The 19,253-nt window shown below is 71.7% G+C and carries 21 protein-coding genes; 6 read left to right on the top strand and 15 right to left on the bottom strand.

Annotated elements, in window-relative coordinates:
- Positions 1-115: 115 nt before the first annotated feature.
- On the bottom strand, positions 116-1,594 hold the full coding sequence (locus RR3_RS05835; RefSeq protein ID WP_017680634.1) for a carboxylesterase/lipase family protein: 1,479 nt from the start codon (positions 1,592-1,594) through the stop codon (positions 116-118).
- A 152-nt stretch (positions 1,595-1,746) separates the two neighbouring features.
- Here RR3_RS05835 and RR3_RS05830 point away from each other — a divergent pair, with 152 nt between their 5' ends.
- Both RR3_RS05830 and RR3_RS05825 read left to right on the top strand, forming a co-directional pair.
- Positions 1,747-2,283: a flavodoxin family protein gene (locus tag RR3_RS05830; RefSeq protein ID WP_010593830.1), complete on the top strand. Its 537-nt coding sequence runs from the start codon at positions 1,747-1,749 to the stop codon at positions 2,281-2,283.
- 102 nt (positions 2,284-2,385) lie between these two features.
- Positions 2,386-3,030, top strand: a complete 645-nt coding sequence (locus RR3_RS05825) for an MBL fold metallo-hydrolase (RefSeq protein WP_064065869.1) — start codon at positions 2,386-2,388, stop codon at positions 3,028-3,030.
- A 54-nt stretch (positions 3,031-3,084) separates the two neighbouring features.
- On the opposite strand, the gene RR3_RS05820 is transcribed toward RR3_RS05825, so the two are convergent.
- The 12 genes from RR3_RS05820 to RR3_RS05765 form a co-directional block, all read right to left on the bottom strand.
- On the bottom strand, positions 3,085-4,728 hold the full coding sequence (locus RR3_RS05820; RefSeq protein WP_017680633.1) for an FAD-binding dehydrogenase: 1,644 nt from the start codon (positions 4,726-4,728) through the stop codon (positions 3,085-3,087).
- Positions 4,729-4,776: 48 nt separating this feature from the next.
- A complete protein-coding gene (locus tag RR3_RS05815; protein WP_010593827.1) occupies positions 4,777-5,481 on the bottom strand; it encodes a DUF2334 domain-containing protein in 705 nt (234 codons plus the stop codon).
- Positions 5,482-5,511: 30 nt separating this feature from the next.
- Positions 5,512-6,165 carry a 5,6-dimethylbenzimidazole synthase gene (gene bluB / locus RR3_RS05810; protein WP_010593826.1) on the bottom strand — a complete coding sequence of 218 codons (654 nt, stop codon included), beginning with the start codon at positions 6,163-6,165 and terminating at the stop codon, positions 5,512-5,514.
- A 5-nt stretch (positions 6,166-6,170) separates the two neighbouring features.
- Complete coding sequence (locus RR3_RS05805) at positions 6,171-6,665, bottom strand: glutathione peroxidase (protein ID WP_010593825.1); 495 nt, start codon at positions 6,663-6,665, stop codon at positions 6,171-6,173.
- A gap of 69 nt (positions 6,666-6,734) precedes the next feature.
- Positions 6,735-7,571 carry a hypothetical protein gene (locus RR3_RS05800; protein ID WP_010593824.1) on the bottom strand — a complete coding sequence of 279 codons (837 nt, stop codon included), beginning with the start codon at positions 7,569-7,571 and terminating at the stop codon, positions 6,735-6,737.
- Positions 7,572-7,616: 45 nt separating this feature from the next.
- Complete coding sequence (locus RR3_RS05795) at positions 7,617-7,949, bottom strand: cupredoxin domain-containing protein (protein WP_010593823.1); 333 nt, start codon at positions 7,947-7,949, stop codon at positions 7,617-7,619.
- On the bottom strand, positions 7,946-8,290 hold the full coding sequence (locus RR3_RS05790) for a cupredoxin domain-containing protein (protein ID WP_010593822.1): 345 nt from the start codon (positions 8,288-8,290) through the stop codon (positions 7,946-7,948). The genes RR3_RS05795 and RR3_RS05790 overlap by 4 nt, the downstream gene beginning before the upstream one ends.
- Before the next feature lie 11 nt (positions 8,291-8,301).
- Positions 8,302-9,912, bottom strand: a complete 1,611-nt coding sequence (locus RR3_RS05785) for a multicopper oxidase family protein (RefSeq protein ID WP_064065870.1) — start codon at positions 9,910-9,912, stop codon at positions 8,302-8,304.
- The gene (locus RR3_RS05780; RefSeq protein WP_064065871.1) at positions 9,909-11,222 is read right to left on the bottom strand and encodes a hypothetical protein; all 1,314 of its coding nucleotides are present in this window, start codon (positions 11,220-11,222) and stop codon (positions 9,909-9,911) included. Before RR3_RS05780 ends, RR3_RS05785 begins: the two co-directional genes overlap by 4 nt.
- The gene (locus tag RR3_RS05775; protein WP_010593819.1) at positions 11,219-11,881 is read right to left on the bottom strand and encodes a methylamine dehydrogenase light chain; all 663 of its coding nucleotides are present in this window, start codon (positions 11,879-11,881) and stop codon (positions 11,219-11,221) included. The genes RR3_RS05780 and RR3_RS05775 overlap by 4 nt, the downstream gene beginning before the upstream one ends.
- A 36-nt stretch (positions 11,882-11,917) precedes the next feature.
- Entirely contained in the window at positions 11,918-12,532 is a 615-nt protein-coding gene (locus tag RR3_RS05770) for a redoxin domain-containing protein (protein ID WP_010593818.1), read from the bottom strand.
- Positions 12,533-12,573: 41 nt separating this feature from the next.
- Positions 12,574-13,164, bottom strand: coding sequence for a MauE/DoxX family redox-associated membrane protein (locus RR3_RS05765; protein ID WP_029539987.1), 591 nt, complete (start codon positions 13,162-13,164; stop codon positions 12,574-12,576).
- A gap of 436 nt (positions 13,165-13,600) precedes the next feature.
- On the opposite strand from RR3_RS05765, the gene RR3_RS05760 reads away from it, so the two are divergent.
- Both RR3_RS05760 and RR3_RS05755 read left to right on the top strand, forming a co-directional pair.
- Complete coding sequence (locus tag RR3_RS05760) at positions 13,601-15,064, top strand: APC family permease (RefSeq protein ID WP_082061334.1); 1,464 nt, start codon at positions 13,601-13,603, stop codon at positions 15,062-15,064.
- Positions 15,061-15,822 carry an IclR family transcriptional regulator gene (locus tag RR3_RS05755; protein WP_017680627.1) on the top strand — a complete coding sequence of 254 codons (762 nt, stop codon included), beginning with the start codon at positions 15,061-15,063 and terminating at the stop codon, positions 15,820-15,822. Before RR3_RS05760 ends, RR3_RS05755 begins: the two co-directional genes overlap by 4 nt.
- A gap of 113 nt (positions 15,823-15,935) precedes the next feature.
- Here RR3_RS05755 and RR3_RS05750 read toward each other — a convergent pair whose 3' ends face one another.
- Positions 15,936-17,201, bottom strand: a complete 1,266-nt coding sequence (locus RR3_RS05750) for a serine hydrolase domain-containing protein (protein WP_017680626.1) — start codon at positions 17,199-17,201, stop codon at positions 15,936-15,938.
- 34 nt (positions 17,202-17,235) lie between these two features.
- A complete protein-coding gene (locus tag RR3_RS05745; protein WP_064066465.1) occupies positions 17,236-18,303 on the bottom strand; it encodes a helix-turn-helix transcriptional regulator in 1,068 nt (355 codons plus the stop codon).
- Between the two features lie 87 nt (positions 18,304-18,390).
- Between RR3_RS05745 and RR3_RS05740 the strand changes: the two genes are divergently transcribed.
- Entirely contained in the window at positions 18,391-18,852 is a 462-nt protein-coding gene (locus RR3_RS05740; RefSeq protein WP_040274003.1) for a cupin domain-containing protein, read from the top strand.
- Complete coding sequence (locus RR3_RS05735; protein ID WP_017680623.1) at positions 18,849-19,253, top strand: DUF1304 domain-containing protein; 405 nt, start codon at positions 18,849-18,851, stop codon at positions 19,251-19,253. Before RR3_RS05740 ends, RR3_RS05735 begins: the two co-directional genes overlap by 4 nt.

The raw sequence follows: 19,253 nt of genomic DNA, 5'->3' as shown, positions 1-19,253 counted from the left end.
GGCACCCGGAAACGGGGGCGGGCGGCCGAATGTCACATCGCGTCGATCGATCGACGCGATGTGACATTCGGCCACGGGCGGCGGGACGCACCGTCGTCCGGATCCGGCCGGGGCGTCACCCGATCCAGCACGCCAGCTCGTCGGACCGCGGGTCCACCACCACCGGATCGCCCTCGCCCCCGAACACCCGGACCGGTCGCGAGGCACCGACCGGTGCCCACCCGGGATCTCCGGTGGTCGCGAATTGCACCCAGGCGCGGTGCATCTCGTCGGCGAGCGACTGCGGGGGCCGGTCTCCGGTGAGCCGGTGGGCGACGTCGAGACGGTCGAAGACGAACGCGATCTCGAGCGCATGGCACGCCCGCAGGTCCTGAACCGGGCTCGGCCACGCGAACTCGTACAACCGGGCCGTTCCACCGCCGCGGACGATCGCGTCCGCGAGGGCGACGGTGCCCGACCGGAACGCGTAGTCGGTGAGGATCGCGGCGAGCACGTCCCCGGGACTGGCCCCGGGACGGTGACCGGCGTACAGATCGGCGATCGCGGGATCGATCCCGTACCGGTGCAGGACGAACGGAAGGGTGTCACCGGTGATCACCGCGGCGATGCCGGTCGGCACCAGGAAGAACCGGAACTCGTCGGTGGTCGTTCCGGCCAGCACCGGCACATCCGTGCCTGCCCCCGCGGCGAGCGCGTCGATCGGCAGCGACGGAAGCACCTCACCGTCGATCGTGGGGAACAGGCTCATCACCCCCAGTCCGCGCTGCACCACCGACTCACCCCACCGGGCCGGATCCGGATTCTGTGCCAGTTCGAGACCGAGATCGTCCTGCGCGGACTGCAGGCGGCCGGGGTCGAGGGCACCGAATGCCGCGGCGGTGGCCGGCACCCCCAGGTTGCCGGCGAGGACGGCCGTCACCCGGCGCGCGTCCTCGACGTCCGCGGCCGCGGTGGCATTGCCGCTCTGCACGACGGCGCGGTGGAACAGGCCCGTCGCGGCGGGCGAGGCGAGCAACGCGGCCACGCTCATGCCGCCGGCCGACTCGCCGAACACCGTCACGTTGCCGGGGTCGCCGCCGAACGCCCGGATGTTGTCCTGCACCCAGCGCAGCGCGGCGATCTGGTCGAGCAGGCCTCGGTTGTCCGGCGCGCCGTCGAGCGAAAGGAACCCGGGGACTCCGAGCCGGTAGTTGACCGACACCAGCACCACCCCGTCGCGCGCGAAGGCACGCCCGTCGTAGCTCTCGATCCGGTTCGAGCCGCGGGTGAATGCGCCGCCGTGGATCCACACCATCACCGGCAGTGCCGAGGCACCCGGGTCCGGGGTCCACACCGACAGGTTCAGGCATTCGTCGCCGGGCTCGATGACGTTGCCGAGCAACGCGGCCGCGGGCGCGGCGTACGGCGACTGCGGACAGGTGGGGCCGGGTACGGTGGCGTCACGCGCCCCCTCCCACCGGGGTACCGGTGCCGGAGCGGCGAACCTCGCCGGTCCCACCGGGGCCGCCGCGTACGGGATGCCCAGAAACGCCCACACCCCGTCGACGACCGTCCCCCGGACCGCGCCCGCTCCGGTCTGCACCGTATCCGTCATGTCCCGTTCCTCTCCTCGCGGCTCCTCACAACGCCACCCACCCGAGCGAATGTATCGCTGATCTCCGCAGGAAAGGCCCGTTCGCTCGGTCCGACGGCTCCTATGCTGAGTGGGACGGTCATCGACTTTCCGCCCAGCCGAGGAGGCGCGGCATGCGAGCACTGGTGGTGTACGAATCGATGTTCGGGAACACCCGTCACGTGGCGGAAGCCGTCGCGCGCGGGCTGGGATCCGCGGTACGCACGGTTCCCGTCACCCAGGCACACGAGGAGAACCTGTCCGACTACGACCTCGTGGTGGTCGGCGGCCCCACACATGCGCACGGCATGAGCCGCGAGTCGACGCGCCACGGCGCGGCCGAGCAGGCCGAGAAACCCGACAGCGGACTGACGCTCGAACCCGACGCCGAGAGCGAGGGCGTCCGCGAGTGGCTCGATTCGCTGCCGTCCGGCGGCGGCAGGGCCGCAGCGTTCGACACACGCATCGACCTGGCGGCCGTGCTCACCGGCCGCGCGGGCAAGGGCATCGCCAAGAAGCTGCGCAAGCACGGGTTCGAGCTCGTCGCCGATCCGGAGAGCTTCCTCGTCGACAAGCAGTCGGCACTCGAGCCCGGCGAGGAGGAACGCGCCGAGCAGTGGGGCCGGTCGCTCGCACAGCAGGCGGCGAGCGGATCCGAAGAAGTGCGCTGACCCGCCCGTGGGCCGAGCGGATGTCCCGCTCGTCTCCGTGGGCCGACACGACGATACCTCCGCTCGGCGCACAGCCGCGCCCGACGGTCCATACTCGGGTCTATGCGACTGACCCACTTCGGACATTCCTGCCTGCTCGTGGAACACCTCGGCGCGACGATCCTGTTCGACCCGGGCAACTTCTCGCACGGCTTCGAGGGCATCACGGGGCTCGACGCCATCCTGGTCACCCATCAGCACCCGGACCACGCCGACCCGGCGCGGCTGCCGGCGCTGGTGGAGGCCAACCCGGGGGCCGCCCTGTACGCGGACCCGCAAACCGCCGCTCAGCTGGGCGGCGGCTGGCAGGCCGTGCACCCGGGCGACGCATTCACCGTCGGCGACGTGCGGGTGCGCGGCACGGGCGGCCGGCACGCCGTCATCCACCCGGAACTGCCGGTCATCGACAACACCGCCTACCTGCTCGGTGACGACGAGAACCCGGCGCGTCTGCTGCATCCGGGCGACTCGCTGTACATCCCGCACGAGAGGGTCGACGTGCTCGCGCTGCCCGCCGCGGCGCCGTGGTTGAAGATCTGGGAGTCGGTGGACTACCTGCGCGCGGTCAACCCGCGGGTGGCCGTCCCGATTCACCAAGGCATCCTCGCAGACCAGGCCACCGGCATCTTCTACGGCCGTTACTCCGAGATGGCCCAGGAGGGCACCGAGTTCCGGGTCCTGCCCGCCGAGGACTCGGTCGAGGCGTAGCCGCCGGTGCGTCCTTTGGGCTGCGGTAGCCGCCCAAAGGACGCACCGGCCGCGTCAGCGGCCGGCGGCGCGGCCGGCGGCGCGGCCGGAGAAGATGCAGCCGCCGAGGAAGGTGCCCTCGAGCGAGCGGTAGCCGTGTACCCCGCCGCCGCCGAACCCGGCGACCTCCCCCGCCGCGAACAAGCCCTCGAACACCGAGCCGCCGGTCGTCAGTACCCGGCCCGACAGGTCGGTCTCGAGCCCGCCCAACGTCTTGCGGGTGAGCAGGTGCAGCTTGACCGCGATCAGCGGACCGGCCTTCGGGTCGAGCAACCGGTGCGGGGCGGCGATGCGGGTGATCCGGTCCGGCACGTAGGCGCGGGCCGCGCGCATCGCCGCGACCTGCAGATCCTTGGTGTACTTGTTCGCGATCTCGCGGTCCCGGGCCTCGACGACCTGCCTGACCGCCGCATAGTCCAGGGGCGCGTCCGGGGTGATCTCGTTCATCCCTGCCACCAGGTCGGCGAGGGTGTCGCGGACGACGAAGTCGACGCCGCGCTGCTTGAACGCCTCCACCGGTGCCGGCGCGCCGGGCTTGACCCGCTGCAGCACCTTGCGGATGTCGCGGCCGGTCAGGTCCGGATTCTGTTCCTGGCCGGAGAGCGCGAACTCCTTCTCGATGATCTTCTGGTCGAGCACGAACCACGTGTGGTCGTGCCCGCTGCGCACGATGTGCTCGAGGGTGCCGAGGGTGTCGAAGCCCGGAAACAGCGGGACCGGCAGTCGCTTTCCGGTCGCGTCGAGCCACAGCGACGACGGGCCGGGCAGGATGCGGATGCCGTGGTTGGGCCAGACGGGGTCGTAGTTCGTGATGCCCTCGGTGTAGTGCCACATCCGGTCGCGGTTGACGATGCGCCCGCCGGCGCGCTCGGTGATCTCGAGCATCCGCCCGTCGACGTGTGCCGGCACGCCGGTGAGCATGTGCTTCGGCGGGTCTCCCAGCCGCTTCGGCCAGTTCTTCTTCACCAGGTCGTAGTTGCCGCCGATGCCACCCGAGGTGACGATCACCGCGCCGGCCGAGAATTCGAACTCGCCGGTCGCCACGCGCGACGACGCCACACCCCGCGCCGCCGACGACGGTTCGAGCACGGTTCCGCGCACCCCGGTGACGGCGCCGCCGGTGACGACGAGGTCGTCGACGCGGTGCCGGTTCCGCAGGATCACCCGGCCACGGTCGACGCCGTCGAGCACCGTGCGGGCGAAGATCTCGACGAGTCGCGGTCCGGTTCCCCACGTGATGTGGAACCGGGGCACCGAGTTGCCGTGACCGCCGGCGTCGTAGCCGCCGCGTTCGGCCCAGCCGACCATGGGAAACAGCTTCAGCCCGCGTTCCTTCAGCCACGCGTGCTTCTCGCCGGCCGCGAACTCGACGTAGGCCTGCGCCCAGCGGCGCGGCCAGTAGTCCTCGTCCTCCCGGTCGAACGCGGCACTGCCCATCCAGTCCTGCAGGGCCAGGTCGTACGAGTCGCGGATGCCGAGCCGGCGCTGTTCGGGGGAGTCCACGAAGAACAGCCCGCCGAACGACCAGAAGGCCTGTCCCCCGAGGTTGTGCGAGTTCTCCTGGTCGACCAGCACGACGGTGCGCCCGGCGTCGAGGAGTTCGGCTGTGGCGACGAGCCCGGCCAGACCGGCGCCCACCACGATCACGTCTGCGTCCATGCCCGCCAACCTACTGCAGGGTAGGTTCGCGTGGGCGGATCTCCGGGGTCAGGCCGCGCCGAGTGTGCGTGCGCGCGGCGGCCAGCGGTAGACCGAGGGCTGCGCCTCGAGGTGCAGGGCGAGGTCGACCGCGTCGAGCATCGCCTGCCGCGGTCCGGGACGGTCGAGCTGCTTGCCGGAGATGGACAGCCGCAGCAGCCCCCCGCGACGGGCGACCCGGCCGGCGCCGATCACCATCGCCCGGCACCACCACGGTTCGGCCTTGGCGCCCTCCCCGATGCCGAACACCCGCGCGTGGGTGACGGTGTCGCGGTGAAGGTCGTGGATCCCGGCGACGCCGGCCATCAGCCGGAACCCGGTGGCGGGCAGCGCCGCGACGGCCCCCGGCGAGGCGAGCCAGCGCGGCGGTGCGAACAACCGGGTCCGCAGTCCCGTCTCCTCGAGCACCCGGTCGGCGGCGAGCAGCCGCAGCCGCGCCTCGTGTTCGGGCAGGACCGCGAACTCGGCGCGCCGCCGCTTCGTCGCGGCCTGGTCGTAGCCGTGCAGCACGATGGCGTCGCCGCCCTCGCGACGCTCGAGCAGCCACTCCTGGGTGTGCGGGTCGCGTGCGAGCCGGTAGTGGTCCTTCATGCGCGGCGCGACCAGCAGCGACAGCGGCACGCCGCGAGCGTCCATCTCCCGGGCGAAGGCGTCCACCGCCGGGCGGGTCTCGTCCCTGATGCCCGACACCGACACGATCAGCTGGCCGCTCATGGGCTCCACGGTGCCAGGGCCGGGTGAACGTCAGGCGTCGCGCACCTGAAGGGTTTCGGCATGCACGGCGTCGGCGAGGGGCCGGCCGGTCCGCCATCCGAACCGCTCGAGGTCGGGCACGTCCTGCAATCGGGTCACGGGACCGACGCACAGCCACGCGATCGGCCGCACCGGGGGCCGGGCTCCGACGAAGTCGGCGAGGAACGCCTCGTCGTAGAACGACACCCAGCCGACGCCGAGTCCTTCGACGGTTGCCGCGAGCCACAGGTTCTGGATCGACAGCACCGCCGAGAACACGCCCACGTCGTCGACCGTGTGCCGGCCGAGGATGTGCCGCCCTCCGCGCGACGGGTCGTAGGTGACCACGATCCCGGTGCCCGACTCGACGATGCCTTCGACCTTGATGGGATCGAACGTGCGCCGCCGGTCCTCCGGCAGCGAGTCCGCGAACGCGCGACGGCATCCGGCGACGTGGTCGGCGAACTCGGCGAGCCGCTGCGGGTCGCGGACCACGACGAAGTCCCACGGCTGGGTGTTGCCGACGCTGGGTGCCGCGTGCGCCGCCCCCAGCACCCGCCACAGGACCTGCTCGTCGACGCGCTCACCGGTGAACTCCGCGCGGACGTCGCGGCGGGCACGGATCACGTCGTACAGCGCCGCCCGCGCATCGATGGTGTCGGTCATCGCGCTCAGCGGGGCAACGCGGCTTCGAGGGCGGCGATCACTTCGGGGGCGTCGGGCTCGGTGCGGGGCCGGAACCGGGCGACGACGTTCCCGTCGGGTGCGACGAGGAACTTCTCGAAGTTCCACTGCACGTCGCCGGCCTCGCCGTTCGCGTCGGGGTGCCGGGTGAGTTCGGTGTAGAGGGGGTGCCGGCTCTCGCCGTTGACGTCGATCTTCTCCCACAGCGGGAACGTGACGCCGTAGTTGGTGGAGCAGAAGGTCTGGATCTCCTCGGCGGTCCCCGGCTCCTGGCCCATGAACTGGTTGCACGGCACGCCGACGACGGTCAGGCCCCGGTCCGCGTACTCGACGGCGAGCTTCTCGAGCGCCGTGTACTGCGGAGTCAGGCCGCACTTGGAGGCGACGTTGACCACGAGGACCGCGCGACCGTCGAACTCGGCGAGGGAGGTCGGCACCCCGCCGAGGGTGTTGATGCCGATGTTCTGCAGAGAAGTCGTCATGCCGCCCGACGTTAGTCGCGACGGCCCCGGGCGCGGTAGTGCGCCCCGGGGCCGCCGCGGGCAGGCACGTCAGAGTGCGGCGACGACCGCGAATGCGCCGAGGGCGACGAGCGCCGCGCCGGTCAGCGTCTGCACCCGGCGGTCGACCACGCACATCGCCGACAGGAAGCCCGGCATCGACCCGCCCCCGCGGGTGTGCACGATCGCCAGCAGGCTCGGCAGGCACCGGCCGAGCGAGACGAGCGTGAACAGCGCGGCACCGAGGACGGGTGAGCCGGCCGCGGCGACGCCGAGCACCAGCAGGTAGTACGCGCTCGACCGGATGAAGATCACGAAACCCGGCCCGATGAGGGCGCCGAAGAGCAGCGAGACCTTCCACGGTGCCATCGACCGGCGCAGGTGCCGCGGCAGCTGCCTGCGGCGCATCGGCGTCGGCAGCGTCACCAGGCCCAGCTCGTGCAGGCCGTAGGCGAACGCGACGGCACCCCACGCGAGGAGCGCCCACGTCACCGGGACCGCCCCGGCGACGAGCGCACCGAGCGCCCCGACGAGCGCGCCGGTCGGGGCACCGGTCGCGATCGAGCCGAGGGCGTGCCAGCCGAGCCGGCGCACCGGGGTCGACGAACCCGGACGGTCGGGCTGCTTCGGGGCGGCGACGACGCCGGCGACCGACATGCCGCACGTCGACCAGTTCGCGGCCAGGGCGGTGACGGCTCCGGCACCCACGACCGCGGCGGTCGTCGCTGCGGGCCCGGACGGGGTGAGCAGCGCCGCCGCCCCGGCACCGGCGACGCCGGCTGCGGCGATCAGCGCCGCACGGGTGTGCGACGGCACGGCCTTCTGCAGGGTGGGACGGATGTCCGGCACGTCCGTCGTCAGCGGCTCGTGCGCGAGAACTGCGGTCATGACTTCCTCCAGGGGATCGGTGTTTTCCGGATACGGACGGCTGGTTCAGGATTCGGTGACGGTGACGGTGACGGTGCCGGTCATGTACCGGTGGACCGAGCAGGTGTACGGGTAGGTGCCCGGTTCGTCGAAGGTGCGGGAGTACGTACCCTCCGCGGTGATCCCGCTGTCGAACGACCCCTCCGATACGACCTGGTGCAGCACCCCGCCGTCCTCGAACCGCCATTCGACGGTGCCGCCGGCCGGCACGGTCACGTCGGGCGGCGCGAAGTGGACGTTGCGGACGACCACCACCGCGTCCGGGGGGCGATCGGACGGGCCGCAGGCCGCGACGAGCGGAAACAGCAGGGCCGCAGCCCACCCCGGCTGCCGGCTCATTCCCGGACGATCACGGTGCCGACCATCATCGGGTGCGGCGTGCAGTGATACGTGAAGGTGCCGGATTCGTCGAAGGTGTAGGAATACGTTCCCTCGGTGAGGAGCTCGCTCTTCAGCCGGCCCTCGAGAGGGCCCTCCCCCACCACGTCGTGCGGCAGTCCGCCGTCGTCGAAGCGCCACTCGACGGTCTGGCCCTTCTCGATCGTCACCGACTCCGGGTTGTAGGCCATGTTCTTCACCTCCACGACGACGGTGGGCTCGGCCGAACCTCCGGCGGTGCCGCAGGCGGACAGGCTCACCGCGGTCAGCAGGCCGGCGAGCAGGACGGCGGACTTTCGCATGACGATTCCTCTCATCGGATGTACCGCAGATTCGCGGTCATACCGGCTTCGAAGTGGTAGGCGTTGTGGCAGTGGAACATCCATTCACCCGGATTGTCGGCGTCGAATTCGATCGCGAGTTCGGTACCGGGCAGCACGTTGACGGTGTCGCGGCGCAGTCCGCCGTAGGCGCCCACCGCGAAGGTGTGCCCGTGCGTGTGCATCGGGTGCCACATCGTCGACGAGTTCTTCATCGTGATCCGCACGCGCTCACCCTGTTTCATGACCAGGCGGCCGGCGTCGGTCCCGGCCATGCCCCACACGTAGCGGCCCCCGGCCTGGATCAGCTCGATCCGGTAGTCCCGATCGGGTTCGCGTGGATCGAGCCGCACGGCCTCGACGGGCCGCAACGCGCTCTCCGCGACGAGCCGGCCGCCGAGTTCGGGGATCGCGCCGCCCACGTCGGCGTCGGCCATCGGCACCGCGTCCGGGGTGCGCAGCACCGTCGAGGCATATCCTGGCCGCCCTTCGACCTTCGCGACGATCGGCCACACGCCCGACTTCACGGTGACGAGGACGTCGTAGCGTTGCGCCATTCCGACGACGATCGTGTCGGCGACGGTGGGCTGCACGTCGAAGCCGTCCGCCGCGACGATCGTGAGTTCGTGCCCGGCCACCGCGAACCGGTACGGGGTCTCGGCCGCCGCGTTGACGATCCGCAGCCGCACGCGCTGCCCCGCCGCGGCGACGACCGGGGTGGGATCGTTCGGGGACCGGCCGTTGATCAGGTGCAGCGGGTACGCGATGTGCTGGGTCATCCCGCCGAGCGCCGCGGAGTCGCCGTGCCCGGCACTCACCAGCTGCCGGGCGACGTCCAGGTCCCCGGCGGGCTGCGCCCCGGGTGCCGCACCACCGCCGTGCCCGCCGTGCCCACCGGAGATCGCGGGGTTGAGCGCGGTGAGCACCGCGTCGGGTGTGGTGCCGAGACCGTCGAGCCAGTCGTCGAGGACCAGCACGGCGTCGGCGTCGGCGCCGGTGCGGTCGTCGGGGTCCTCGACGATCAGGGCGCCGAACAGCCCGCGATCGGCCTGCAGGCCGCTGTGCGAGTGGTACCAGTGGGTGCCGGGGTCCGGGACGACGAAGCTGTAGTCGAACGTCGTGCCGGGCGCGATCGCCGCCTGGGTGACGGGCGCGGCACCGTCCATGTCGTTGCGGATCCGGATGCCGTGCCAGTGGACGGTGGTGTCGGCATGCAGGTCGTTGCGCACCGCGGCGTCGAGCCGGTCACCCCTGCGGACCCGCAGTTCCGGGGCGACGGCCCGGCCCCCGTACGTCCAGGTGTCGACGAGATGCCCACCCAGGTCGACGGTGGCGACGCCGGCGGCCAGCGCGAACGACGCCACGGTGCCGTTCCAGCCGCGGGCGGCCTCGGCGGCGGCGACCTCCGGGTCGGCCGGGGAAATGTAGTCGAGATCGGCCGCCGCCCCGTTCTCCGCGCCGGCGCCGGCCGGTTGCGTACCGGACGATGCGGTGGCGCAGCCGGCGGCGCCGAACCCGAGCGCGCTCATCCCCAGCGCCCCGGCCCCGAGGGAGCCGAGGGCCAGGAACCTGCGCCGGCCCAACACGGCGCCGGGTGGTCTCATCCGATCACCTCGGGGGTGAGCAGATCGGTGAAATCCTCGACGTTGCCGCTGATCTCCACCGAGGAGACCTGCTGCCCGGTCGCGGCGTCGAACCCGACGATGCGCTGCGCCGCCTCGCCCTGCCCCTCCGGGTTGCCGCCGAGCACGTAGAACGTGGCGCCGTCCACGGAGAACGCCATGCTCGCGATGTCGGTCAGTCCCAGGTCCGGCAGGCTCAGCGACCGGATCGGCGCGAGGTTCGCGGCGTCGGACAGCACGATGCGGGCCAGGTCGCCGCCGCGGGCGGAACTGGGATGGATCGGTGAGTCGGTGTAGGCGATCGCGATCCGGGTGCCGGTGTTGTCGATGACGTCGCTCGCGAACCGGCCCTCGGGCCGGCCGGCGTTGCCGATCGGCGTCACCGAGTCCTGCGGCAGGCCGTTCGAGAAGTCGAAGACGTACACGTCGCCGTTCTCCCCGACCAGCAGGGCCTTGCGTGCCTCGGCGGCCCACCCGACCTTCCGCGCGCTGACGAAGTCGTCCGGCAGCACCTTCGCCCGGGCGGTCTCGGCGGGCACGCCGTCGTCGCCGACGGAGATCCGGACGAGCTCACCGGTCTCCTCGCACACGCTGTAGATCTCGTGGTCCACGGTCCAGGTGAACGGTCCGCAGCCGACGAGCTGCACGGCTCCGCTCTGCTGCCTCGTCTCGAGGTCCACGACGCGGACGCCGTAGAGGCCGTCGTCCCAGGTGACGAAGTACCGCCCGTCGGAGGTGACCGCGTTGGAACCGGGCCGCGAGTGCACACGCGCGACGTCGGGCAGCAGCGCCTCGGCGGGCTCGAGCAGGTTTCCGGAGTAGGTGCTGACGGTGAAGTCGGCGGCGCCCCGCGATCCGCGGGGACGCCACACTTCGGCGGCGAGAACGGCCGGGTCGGACGGGGTCTCGCCGACGAAGCCGTGGATCACCGGGTCCCAGATGCCGGGCCCGACGACGATGCGGCTGCCGGCGACACCCGTCTTCGGGTCGAGGACGTTGACACCGAGCTCCAGCTTCCCGAATCCGCCTGCCACGGCGACGAGTTCGTCGCGCCCGATGGGCTCGATCTCGGAGACGTGCAGCGGTTCGGGGATGGTGTCGCCGATCTCCTGGTCGTCGTGCCCGAGGGCGATGCCCTCCCCCGGGGTGGTGAATTCGACGGTGGGATAGGTGACGTCGCCGGCGGTGCTCGGGTCGTCGCCGGACGAGCCGCAGCCGGCGAGGGTGACGAGCAGCGCGAGGGGCACGGCGGCCGCGGCGGGACGCACGAGGCGACGGGAACGCAATGTCATGATCCGGCACCGACCTTCGGACGCTCGGCGGGACGGGCCTGGCAGTCCTCGCCGATGATGGGGGCCATGGTGCAGGTGTACGACTGGGATTCGTCGGAGACGCACCAGATGATCTCCTGGTCGTAACTGCCCGAGACCGGGTTGTACATCACGGCCTGCATGTCCGGCTCGCCGCAGAACGCGTTGGAGCACGACGGGGCCCCGCAGCAGTCGTAGTAGGCGATGAGGTAGGTCTTGCCGGTGTCGGGGTTCGTGCAGCACCCGACCCAGAATTCGGCACCCGGTTTGCTGCCCGGCGCGCACGTGGTCACTCCGCCGCCGTTGCAGGCCGCGCAGGAGGTGCCGTCCATGTTGCACCAGCGCCAGTACTCGCACTCGGCCGGATCCTTGCCGTCGTAGACGGGCACGAGCGGTTCCGGGCCGGGATCGGGTGCGGGCTCCTGCGCGAACGCGGTGCGGGTCACCGGAAGCGAGCTGATGAGCGCCACTCCCGACACACCCATCGTCCAGCGGCCGAGACGGCTGATCATCGAGCGGCGCGACACCTGCTCCGACATCCGGCGTCCGGTCCGGCTCATGAACGAGCCGCCCTTGCCGGCCATCCAGGCGGCCTGTTCCTCGACGGTCTCCTTGTCGACCGGGTACCGGTTCTCGTACATCTCTTCCAACGCATCTCTCCGTTCGTCCGGGGGGATTCAGGCGCTCGCGGCGGCGCGGGCCTTGGCCTGTTCGTGCAGGTGCTGCAGCGACGGGGTGCCGGTCTCGAGGGCGTTGAGCAGGCTCTCGACCTGGGCCATGTGGTTGCACAGGCCCTTGGCGCGGATCTTGCCGTGCTCGTCGAGGATCACCCCGTAGGGCGTGGTGCCGACCTGGTAGGCGATGCCGACGTCGCGGCCGTCGACGTAGCTCAGTTCGGTGCCGATGTTGCTGCCGGCGAGGAACTGCCGGTGCTCCTCGGGTGTGCCGTCGGAGACGATCACGACGTCGAAGTCCCTCTCCGCCTTGGCCATCGCGCGGACGCCGGGCAGCAGACTCTTGCAGGTGGAGCAGGTGGGCGCCGTGAACAGCAGCAGCTGCGGCCGGTCCCGGTGCCCGCCGATGCCGACGGTGCGTCCGACGTGGTCGGTGAGGCCACGGAAGGACGGACCCGCCTGCTCGATCTTCGGGCCGGTGTCCATCATGCGGGCCCCGAGGGGTCCGAGCCGGACCTGCACCCGGCCGATCTCGCGGGCCAGCGCGAGCACCATCAGGAACAGCACGGCGACCGCCGCCGTCAGCACGGTGACCGCAACGAGAAGAATGGTGTCCATCTATCGGTCCTGTCTCGGAAAGGGTTTCGGGAGAGGGGTTCTCAGGCGCCGTAGCGCGACACGGTGGCGACGGCACGCAGTTCGGCGGACGCGGGGGTCAGGTGTTCGTCGACGGGCCGGCGCCCGACGTGGACCACGGCGCGCAACTGGGCTGCCGCGAGGGCGGCGGTGAGGACGAGCGCCGCGAGTGCGAGCGCTGCCGCCTGCTCGAGCACGCCGATGCCCGGGGGCCCGGTGAGGGCCAGCACGATCGACACGACGGCGAACCCGCCGGCCCGCACCGAGTGGAACCAGCCGATACGCGGCGCCGCATCGTGGTCGCCGAACGCGAAGCAGCCGCAGTCGAGCTCGCGCCGGCCGCGGGCGAGGTTCACGGTGAGGCCGACGAAGAAGCCGAGGAACAGCACCGCTGCGGCGGCCGCGGCGGTGCGGCCGGCGACGCCGAACACCAGCAGGGCACCCACGACGATCTCGGCGGCGGGCAGCACCCGCGCGACCACCCGCTCGACCCCGGACGGCAGCAGCCGGTAACCGCGGACAACGCGCAGCAGCCCCTCGTGATCGCCGGCCTTCGGCACCCCCGCGAGCAACAACGTCCCGCCGACGAGCGCCGCTACCACCGCCCACATCATGGTCGTCCCCTTCGCAGTCGAATGATCGTGCCGCTCAATCGTGCGCACCGGATGCGTCGCGAACGGGTCGTCGGGGAAACGTCCGGGGGCACCGCGAGTGGAACCCGGCGTCGCGGTGCGCCTCATGCGAACGCTGCAGGTGGGCGCGGTTTCTCGACCTTTCGGAGGACCTGTTCGCCGGGCACCCGGGCCGTGGGGTGGCGCGGGCCACAGCGCTGTCCCGGGCGGATTCCCACTTGCCGTCCACATGTCGTTCGCGGAGGAAACCGTCGCGTAACACCGCGGCGCTACGTTGTCCCTCGCCCTGAGGCGGTTCACCGCCCGGGTGCCGGCACCGCCGGCCGCACGGACGCACAGACGGGACACGACGATCGTGACAACCGCACTCCGGGCCGCGATTGCCCGCTCACGGGATGCCGGAACTCGCCGGGATCCGGTGTACTCGCCGCTGCGTGCCCTCGGCCGCCGGCAGCTCACCCCCGTCGACCTGCTCGGCCAGTCCCTGTCGACGATCGCGCCGGCCACCGGGATGGTGTTCATCGCGCTGTGGATGGTGACTCACCGCCCGGGCGTGGGCGGCCTGCTCGCGATCGCGGGGACCACCGCCGTGGTGGCGTCGGTGGCGCTGTGCATCACGCAGTTCACGCGGCGGCTCGCCGCGGCCGGCTCGCTCTACAGCTTCGTGTTCCAGGGCCTGAGTGCCCGCGCGACCCTCACCACGGGCGCGGCCCTGCTGGTGGGCTATCTCGGCATCTCGATCTCGGTGATGTCGCAGGCCGCGCAGAGCCTGCTCCGCATCGCCGACCTGCTCGGTGTGCACGTGTCCGGTGCCGCGCCGTGGTCGGTCACGATCGGTCTCGTGGCGCTCGCCGTCGCGGTGATCACCGTGCGTGGGGTGCGGTTCGCGACGCGCGCGATCCTGCTGGTCGAGACGTGTTCGCTCGTGCTCGTCGTGGCGCTCATGGTGGGCACCCCGGCCGGGGCGGGCCCGGCCACCACCGAACTGCCGGACGCCCCGCTGAGCATCATGCCGTTCCTCGCGATGCTCACCGTGCTGTCGATGGCCGGCTTCGAGAGCGCCGCGTTCTTCGGCCCGGAAGCCAAGCGGCCGTTGGTGACCGTCACGCGCACCGTGCTGATCTCTCCCGTCGTCGTCGGTGTGCTGTTCGTGTTCGCTGCCTGGGCCGCGTTGTCCGGTCACGCCGCCGTCGTCGTCGGCGCGTACTTCGACGGCACGGCGTCCGGCGCGAGTGTCGGCGTGGTGCTCGCCGTGCAGGCGGGTATGACGTGCTCGTGGCTGGCGTCGACCCTGGGCTGCGCGCAAGCCGGTTCGCGGTTGCTGTATTCGATGGGCGTCGAGCGGGTGCTGCCGAGCACCCTCGCCCGGGTCCACGACCGGTTCCGCACCCCGCATGTGAGCGTGCTCGCCTTCACGGCCGCGAGTCTCACCGGTGCATGCCTGTATGCGTCCCTCGCGGAGGCGGATTCGGGGTCGTTCGACGGTGTCGTCGAGATCGGCCTCGTCGTGGCCTACACACTGGTGGCCGTCGCGTCGTGGCGGTTCCTGCACCGCATCGGCGAGCACACCGTGGTGACGCGGGCGGCCGCGGTGTTCGTCTCGGTCCTGGGGATCGGTCTGCTCGGCTACATCGCCGTCGACGGCACCGCGCACGGCGTGTGGATCGTGCCCGCGGCGCTCGCGGCGGTCGCGGTGTCCGGCACGGTGTGGCAGTACGTCCTGCGGCGGGTCCGGCCGGGCAGCCTGGCGACGATCGGGGCGTTCGACTCGGTCGAGACCGGGGACATCCTCCCCGGGGCGGGGACTCTCGTGATCGGTGCGGACGGGCGGCCGCGCATACTTCCGGACGTCCCGCACTCCCGCGACGGGGACCCGGCTTGACGGCGCACGTGTCCGTGCACGCGGACGACTCGCACTTCAGCGGGCAGCAGCCGGGCGCGGTGCAGAAGGCACTGGGAATGCTCGAGGCGGTCGCGCAGCTCGGCCCCGGCACGTCCGCGAAGGAGATCGCCAGGTTCGCGGGGGTGCCGCCGACCACCGCGTACCGCATGCTCAACCTGCTCGTGGCCGACGGGTTCCTCGTCCGTGTGCCGGACCTGTCCGGCTTCGCGCTGGGCCGTCGCACCGCGGAGCTGGCGCGGGCGGCCGTCGAGACGAGCCCGTCGCCGACGCTGCACGACGCCGTGGAGGAGCTGCGGACCCGCACCCGCTTCGGGGTGCACGTCGCGTCGTTCGCGGCCGGGCGGCTGCGGTTCGTGGACAAGGATCCCGACCACGAGATCGTCGCCGTCGGTGCGCTGGCGAAGAACCTGCATGCCAACGCCCTCGGCAAGCTGATGCTCGCGCACCATCCGCACGTGCGTCCCGATCCGCGGCTGCGTCGCCTGACCGACCACACGATCTGCGACCCCGGCGTTCTCGCCGAGGAACTGCGCGCCGTCGCTGTCGCGGGTTACGCGTACGAGGGTGAGGAGTGCCGGATCGGGCGGGCCGCGCTGGCGGCGCCGATCCGGGACCGGTCGGCGTTCGTCGTCGGCGGCCTCTACCTGCAGGGGTCGGCGTCGCGGGTCACCCCGGACGACGCGGCGCTCGTCCGGTTCCTCGTCGACGGCTCGGCACGGCTGTCGGGGCTGCTCTGACGGGGAATGTCACCGGGTGGGTAGGGGCGGGAATGTCACCGGGTGGGTAGGGGCGGGAATGTCACCGGGCGGGCATGGGCGGGAATGTCACCGGGCGGGCATGGGCGGGAATGTCACCGGGCGGGCCGCGACGGGGGCGCGTCGTCCGGGGCGAGCTGCGCACCGATCCGCCGGAAGAGCGTGTCGGCCTCGTTCGAGTACGCGCCGGCGTCGTCGAACGCCGCCGGCGCGTAGGTGACGGCGACGGCGACGGCGATCTTCTGCGACGGCAGGTATGCCTCGACCGCGGCGTACCCACCGAACAGCGGGTTCTGCATCAGCCAGTTGCCGGTGATCACCACCCCGAGTCCGTAGGTGTAGCCCTCGGACTGCGGGAAGCACGTGGGACAACCGGGAAGCGCGGTGGTGCGGCCGCGCAGGTCGGTCGACACCATCGCCCGGTACGACTCCGGTGAGAGCAGCGCGCCGGTGCCGACGGCGACCGCGGTGTCGTGCAGGTCGTGGATGTCGGTGGTCTGGACGGCCCCGTGGGTGATCGTCCAGGAGGGATTCCAGAACGTGGATTCCTCGTAGAAGGGGGTCGCGACGGGGATCCCGAGCGCCTGCCGGCGTTCCGAGCTGAACGCATGCAGCACCGGTTCCGGGATCGCCGGCGTCTGCGACGGCGTCGTGCCGTCCAGTCCGAGCGGGTCGAGCACCTTCTCCTGCAGCAGTTCCGCCACCGGCCGGCCGGTGATCCGTTCGAGGGCCATGCCGAGGATCACGTAGTTGGTGTGCGCGTAGTTCCAGTTGGTGCCGGGCTCGTAGAAGAGGGGCTGGGACGTGCCGAAGGCGAGAAGTTCCTCGGGTGTCCAGTTCCGGAACGGGTCCCGGTAGATCGCGTCCGACAGTTCGGGATTCTGCACGTAGTCGGCGTAGCCGGAGGTCATCTGGGCGAGCTGGCCGAGGGTGACCCGGTCCGAATGCGGGATGTCGGGCAGCCACGTCGAGACCGTGTCGTCGAGGCGGACCGTCCCCTCGTCGACGAGTTGCAGCAGCAGCGTGGCGACGTAGGAGATGGCCACGGCGCCGTTGCGGAAGTGCATGTCGGTCGTCGCCGGCACGCCGGTGGTGGATTCGCCGTAGGCGCGGGTGAGGATCTCCCTGCCGTCGACGGTGACGCGCACGATCGCCGCCTTCAGATGCGACTCCGCCATGGTGTCGCGCACGATCCGGTCCACGGCCTCGGCCTGCGCGGGGTCGGCCGACGAGGAGGTCGCCGACGCGGCCGCGTTGTCCGCCGATCCGGGCGGGCCGGGTGCCGCGTCGTCCGTGGCCGTGCAGGCGACCAGGAGCCCGAGGGCGCACAGCACGGGCAGTATCCGCCGGGTCAGGGGCATACCTGATCTTGGCAGATGCGCTCGACCGGTGTGATCACTCCGGCGCGGCGACGGCGGCTCGGCGCAGGTCCCGTCCGGACCGCAGGAGGGCGGTGAGTTCGGCCCGGCTGCGCACGCCGGTCTTCGTGTAGATCGCCTTGAGGTGATCGTGGACGGTGTTCGGGGTGATGCCGCGACGGGCCGCGATCTCGGCGGTCGAGTACCCGGCCATCGCCTCGAGGCACACGTCCCGTTCCCGGGCCGTGAGGGCGTAGGCGGCGAGCAGCAACTCGGCGAGTTCGCCACCGGCCGCGGGCTCGAGCGTGACCACGGTCTGCGGTTCGTCACCCCCGAGCAGCGCGGTGGCCCGCAGCAGGATCCAGCCGCCGGTGGTGTCGCGGATCCGCGTTCGGAACACACCCGAACCGCTCGCACGCGCCCCGAACGCGGCGGCGCGCACCATGACGGCCAGCCGTCCCGGTGCGATCTCGTCGAATCGTTCCTCCCAGTCGCGGGCGGCTGCCGTGAGTGCGAGGGGCTTGCCTCCGGCCCCGGTCAGGACCACCGCCGGACCCGGGTCGCCCCGGCCCGAGGGGGCGGTGGCGCACACGGCGGCGCGGGTCGCGACCGCCACCGCCGGCGCCACCTGCGTGAGGAACTCGACCTCGGCATCGGTGAAGTCCACCCCGGATCGAACGAATCCTGCTGCTCCCCAGCACAATTCACCGCTCCGGAAGATCACGCGCAGTTCGTTCTCCACTCCGAGCGGACGCCACACCTCGGCGTGGCGAAGACAGTGGGCCACCTCGTCCGAGGGCAGATCCGATCCCCGGGTCGCCGTGCGGCCGCTGCGGAACAACTCGGCGAAGGTGCCGGGATCGTGCCCGCGGTACTCGCTCTCGGCGAGCAGCGGCTCGTACTCCGGCGGAATCCGGTCGGGGCCGCTGGTCATGGAGCCGATCGTCAGGGACCGGGGATCGATCATCGCCCAGCACGTCAGGTCGCTGCGCACCGTTCGGCCCACGAGTTCGATGGCACGCTCGTGCACCTGGGTCACGTCGGCGCCGGCGGCGGCGAGCGCCACCACCTCCCGGCCCACCTTCTCCGCCCGGATCTCGAGCATGATCCCAGTATGCGCCGGTGGCGGGCTACCACCCATCCCCGTTTCCGGGGATGGGCCACCGGCCGGGCGGTTCCTAACGTGACAGGCATGACCGAGAACACCGAACTCTGCAGGATGGGCGAGGGCCGCCGTCTCACCCTGCCCGACGCCACCGTCACGGCCCTGTCCACCGGCGCACACGCCGGCGGAGCGTACGAACTCTTCCTCGTCGAGGCGCCGCGCACCGAGCCGCCACCGCTGCACGCCGAACCGTGGGCCAAGTCGTATCACGTGCTGAGCGGCCGGATCCTGGTCCGTGCGGCAGCGACCGGCCACGAGCTCGCGGCCGGGGACACGATCACCCTCGCGCCGGGAACGGTGAACTCCTTCACCGTCCTGACCGACGCCGCGACCTTCCTGCTGATCGCCGCCGGGACCTCGATGGGCGGCTTCTTCGGTGCGGTCGACGCCCTCGGGCGCGAGCGTCCACCGGACGAGACGGGTCGGGCTCTCCGAGAGGTCGCCGACCGGTACGGGGTCGCGCTCGCAACGGAGGCGGGTGCGCCGTGATCACCCTCGCCCAGCTCGCCGCGTCCCTCGCCGCGGCAGTGCATCTGCTCGCGTTCGTGTGGGAGACGCTGCTGTTCCGGCGGCCGTCGATCCACGAGGACCTGTTCCGCATTCCCTCCGGCGACGTCGCGGCGGTGCGGATGTGGGCGTTCAACGTCGGCTTCTACAACCTGTTCCTCGGCGCCGGGGCGCTGATGGGGGTGGCCCTGTGGCGGGCGGGCGAGGACACGGTCGGACGCGCGCTCGTGCTCTACACGTGTTCGTTCATGCTGCTCGCCGGGATCGCCCTGTTCGTCTCGGACCGCCTGGCCATGAGCCGGCCCCGCGGCGCCGGGCTCGGGGGTGCCGCGGCGCAGTGCACGCCACCGGCGATCGCGCTGATCGCGCTCGCGGCGGCCTGA

This window comes from Rhodococcus ruber NBRC 15591 (assembly GCF_001894945.1).
Classification (GTDB): Bacteria; Actinomycetota; Actinomycetes; order Mycobacteriales; family Mycobacteriaceae; genus Rhodococcus; species Rhodococcus ruber.
This window is presented reverse-complemented; position numbering and strand designations above follow the sequence as displayed.

Excerpts from the sequence above, each read along its gene's own strand:
- RR3_RS05835 (WP_017680634.1), bottom strand. The coding sequence starts at position 1,594 with ATGACGGATACGGTGCAGACCGGAGCGGGCGCGGTCCGGGGGACGGTC.
- RR3_RS05830 (WP_010593830.1), top strand. The coding sequence starts at position 1,747 with ATGCGAGCACTGGTGGTGTACGAATCGATGTTCGGGAACACCCGTCAC.
- RR3_RS05825 (WP_064065869.1), top strand. The coding sequence starts at position 2,386 with ATGCGACTGACCCACTTCGGACATTCCTGCCTGCTCGTGGAACACCTC.
- RR3_RS05820 (WP_017680633.1), bottom strand. The coding sequence starts at position 4,728 with ATGGACGCAGACGTGATCGTGGTGGGCGCCGGTCTGGCCGGGCTCGTC.
- RR3_RS05815 (WP_010593827.1), bottom strand. The coding sequence starts at position 5,481 with ATGAGCGGCCAGCTGATCGTGTCGGTGTCGGGCATCAGGGACGAGACC.
- bluB (WP_010593826.1), bottom strand. The coding sequence starts at position 6,165 with ATGACCGACACCATCGATGCGCGGGCGGCGCTGTACGACGTGATCCGT.
- RR3_RS05805 (WP_010593825.1), bottom strand. The coding sequence starts at position 6,665 with ATGACGACTTCTCTGCAGAACATCGGCATCAACACCCTCGGCGGGGTG.
- RR3_RS05800 (WP_010593824.1), bottom strand. The coding sequence starts at position 7,571 with ATGACCGCAGTTCTCGCGCACGAGCCGCTGACGACGGACGTGCCGGAC.
- RR3_RS05795 (WP_010593823.1), bottom strand. The coding sequence starts at position 7,949 with ATGAGCCGGCAGCCGGGGTGGGCTGCGGCCCTGCTGTTTCCGCTCGTC.
- RR3_RS05790 (WP_010593822.1), bottom strand. The coding sequence starts at position 8,290 with ATGCGAAAGTCCGCCGTCCTGCTCGCCGGCCTGCTGACCGCGGTGAGC.
- RR3_RS05785 (WP_064065870.1), bottom strand. The coding sequence starts at position 9,912 with ATGAGACCACCCGGCGCCGTGTTGGGCCGGCGCAGGTTCCTGGCCCTC.
- RR3_RS05780 (WP_064065871.1), bottom strand. The coding sequence starts at position 11,222 with ATGACATTGCGTTCCCGTCGCCTCGTGCGTCCCGCCGCGGCCGCCGTG.
- RR3_RS05775 (WP_010593819.1), bottom strand. The coding sequence starts at position 11,881 with ATGTACGAGAACCGGTACCCGGTCGACAAGGAGACCGTCGAGGAACAG.
- RR3_RS05770 (WP_010593818.1), bottom strand. The coding sequence starts at position 12,532 with ATGGACACCATTCTTCTCGTTGCGGTCACCGTGCTGACGGCGGCGGTC.
- RR3_RS05765 (WP_029539987.1), bottom strand. The coding sequence starts at position 13,164 with ATGATGTGGGCGGTGGTAGCGGCGCTCGTCGGCGGGACGTTGTTGCTC.
- RR3_RS05750 (WP_017680626.1), bottom strand. The coding sequence starts at position 17,201 with ATGCCCCTGACCCGGCGGATACTGCCCGTGCTGTGCGCCCTCGGGCTC.
- RR3_RS05745 (WP_064066465.1), bottom strand. The coding sequence starts at position 18,303 with ATGCTCGAGATCCGGGCGGAGAAGGTGGGCCGGGAGGTGGTGGCGCTC.
- RR3_RS05740 (WP_040274003.1), top strand. The coding sequence starts at position 18,391 with ATGACCGAGAACACCGAACTCTGCAGGATGGGCGAGGGCCGCCGTCTC.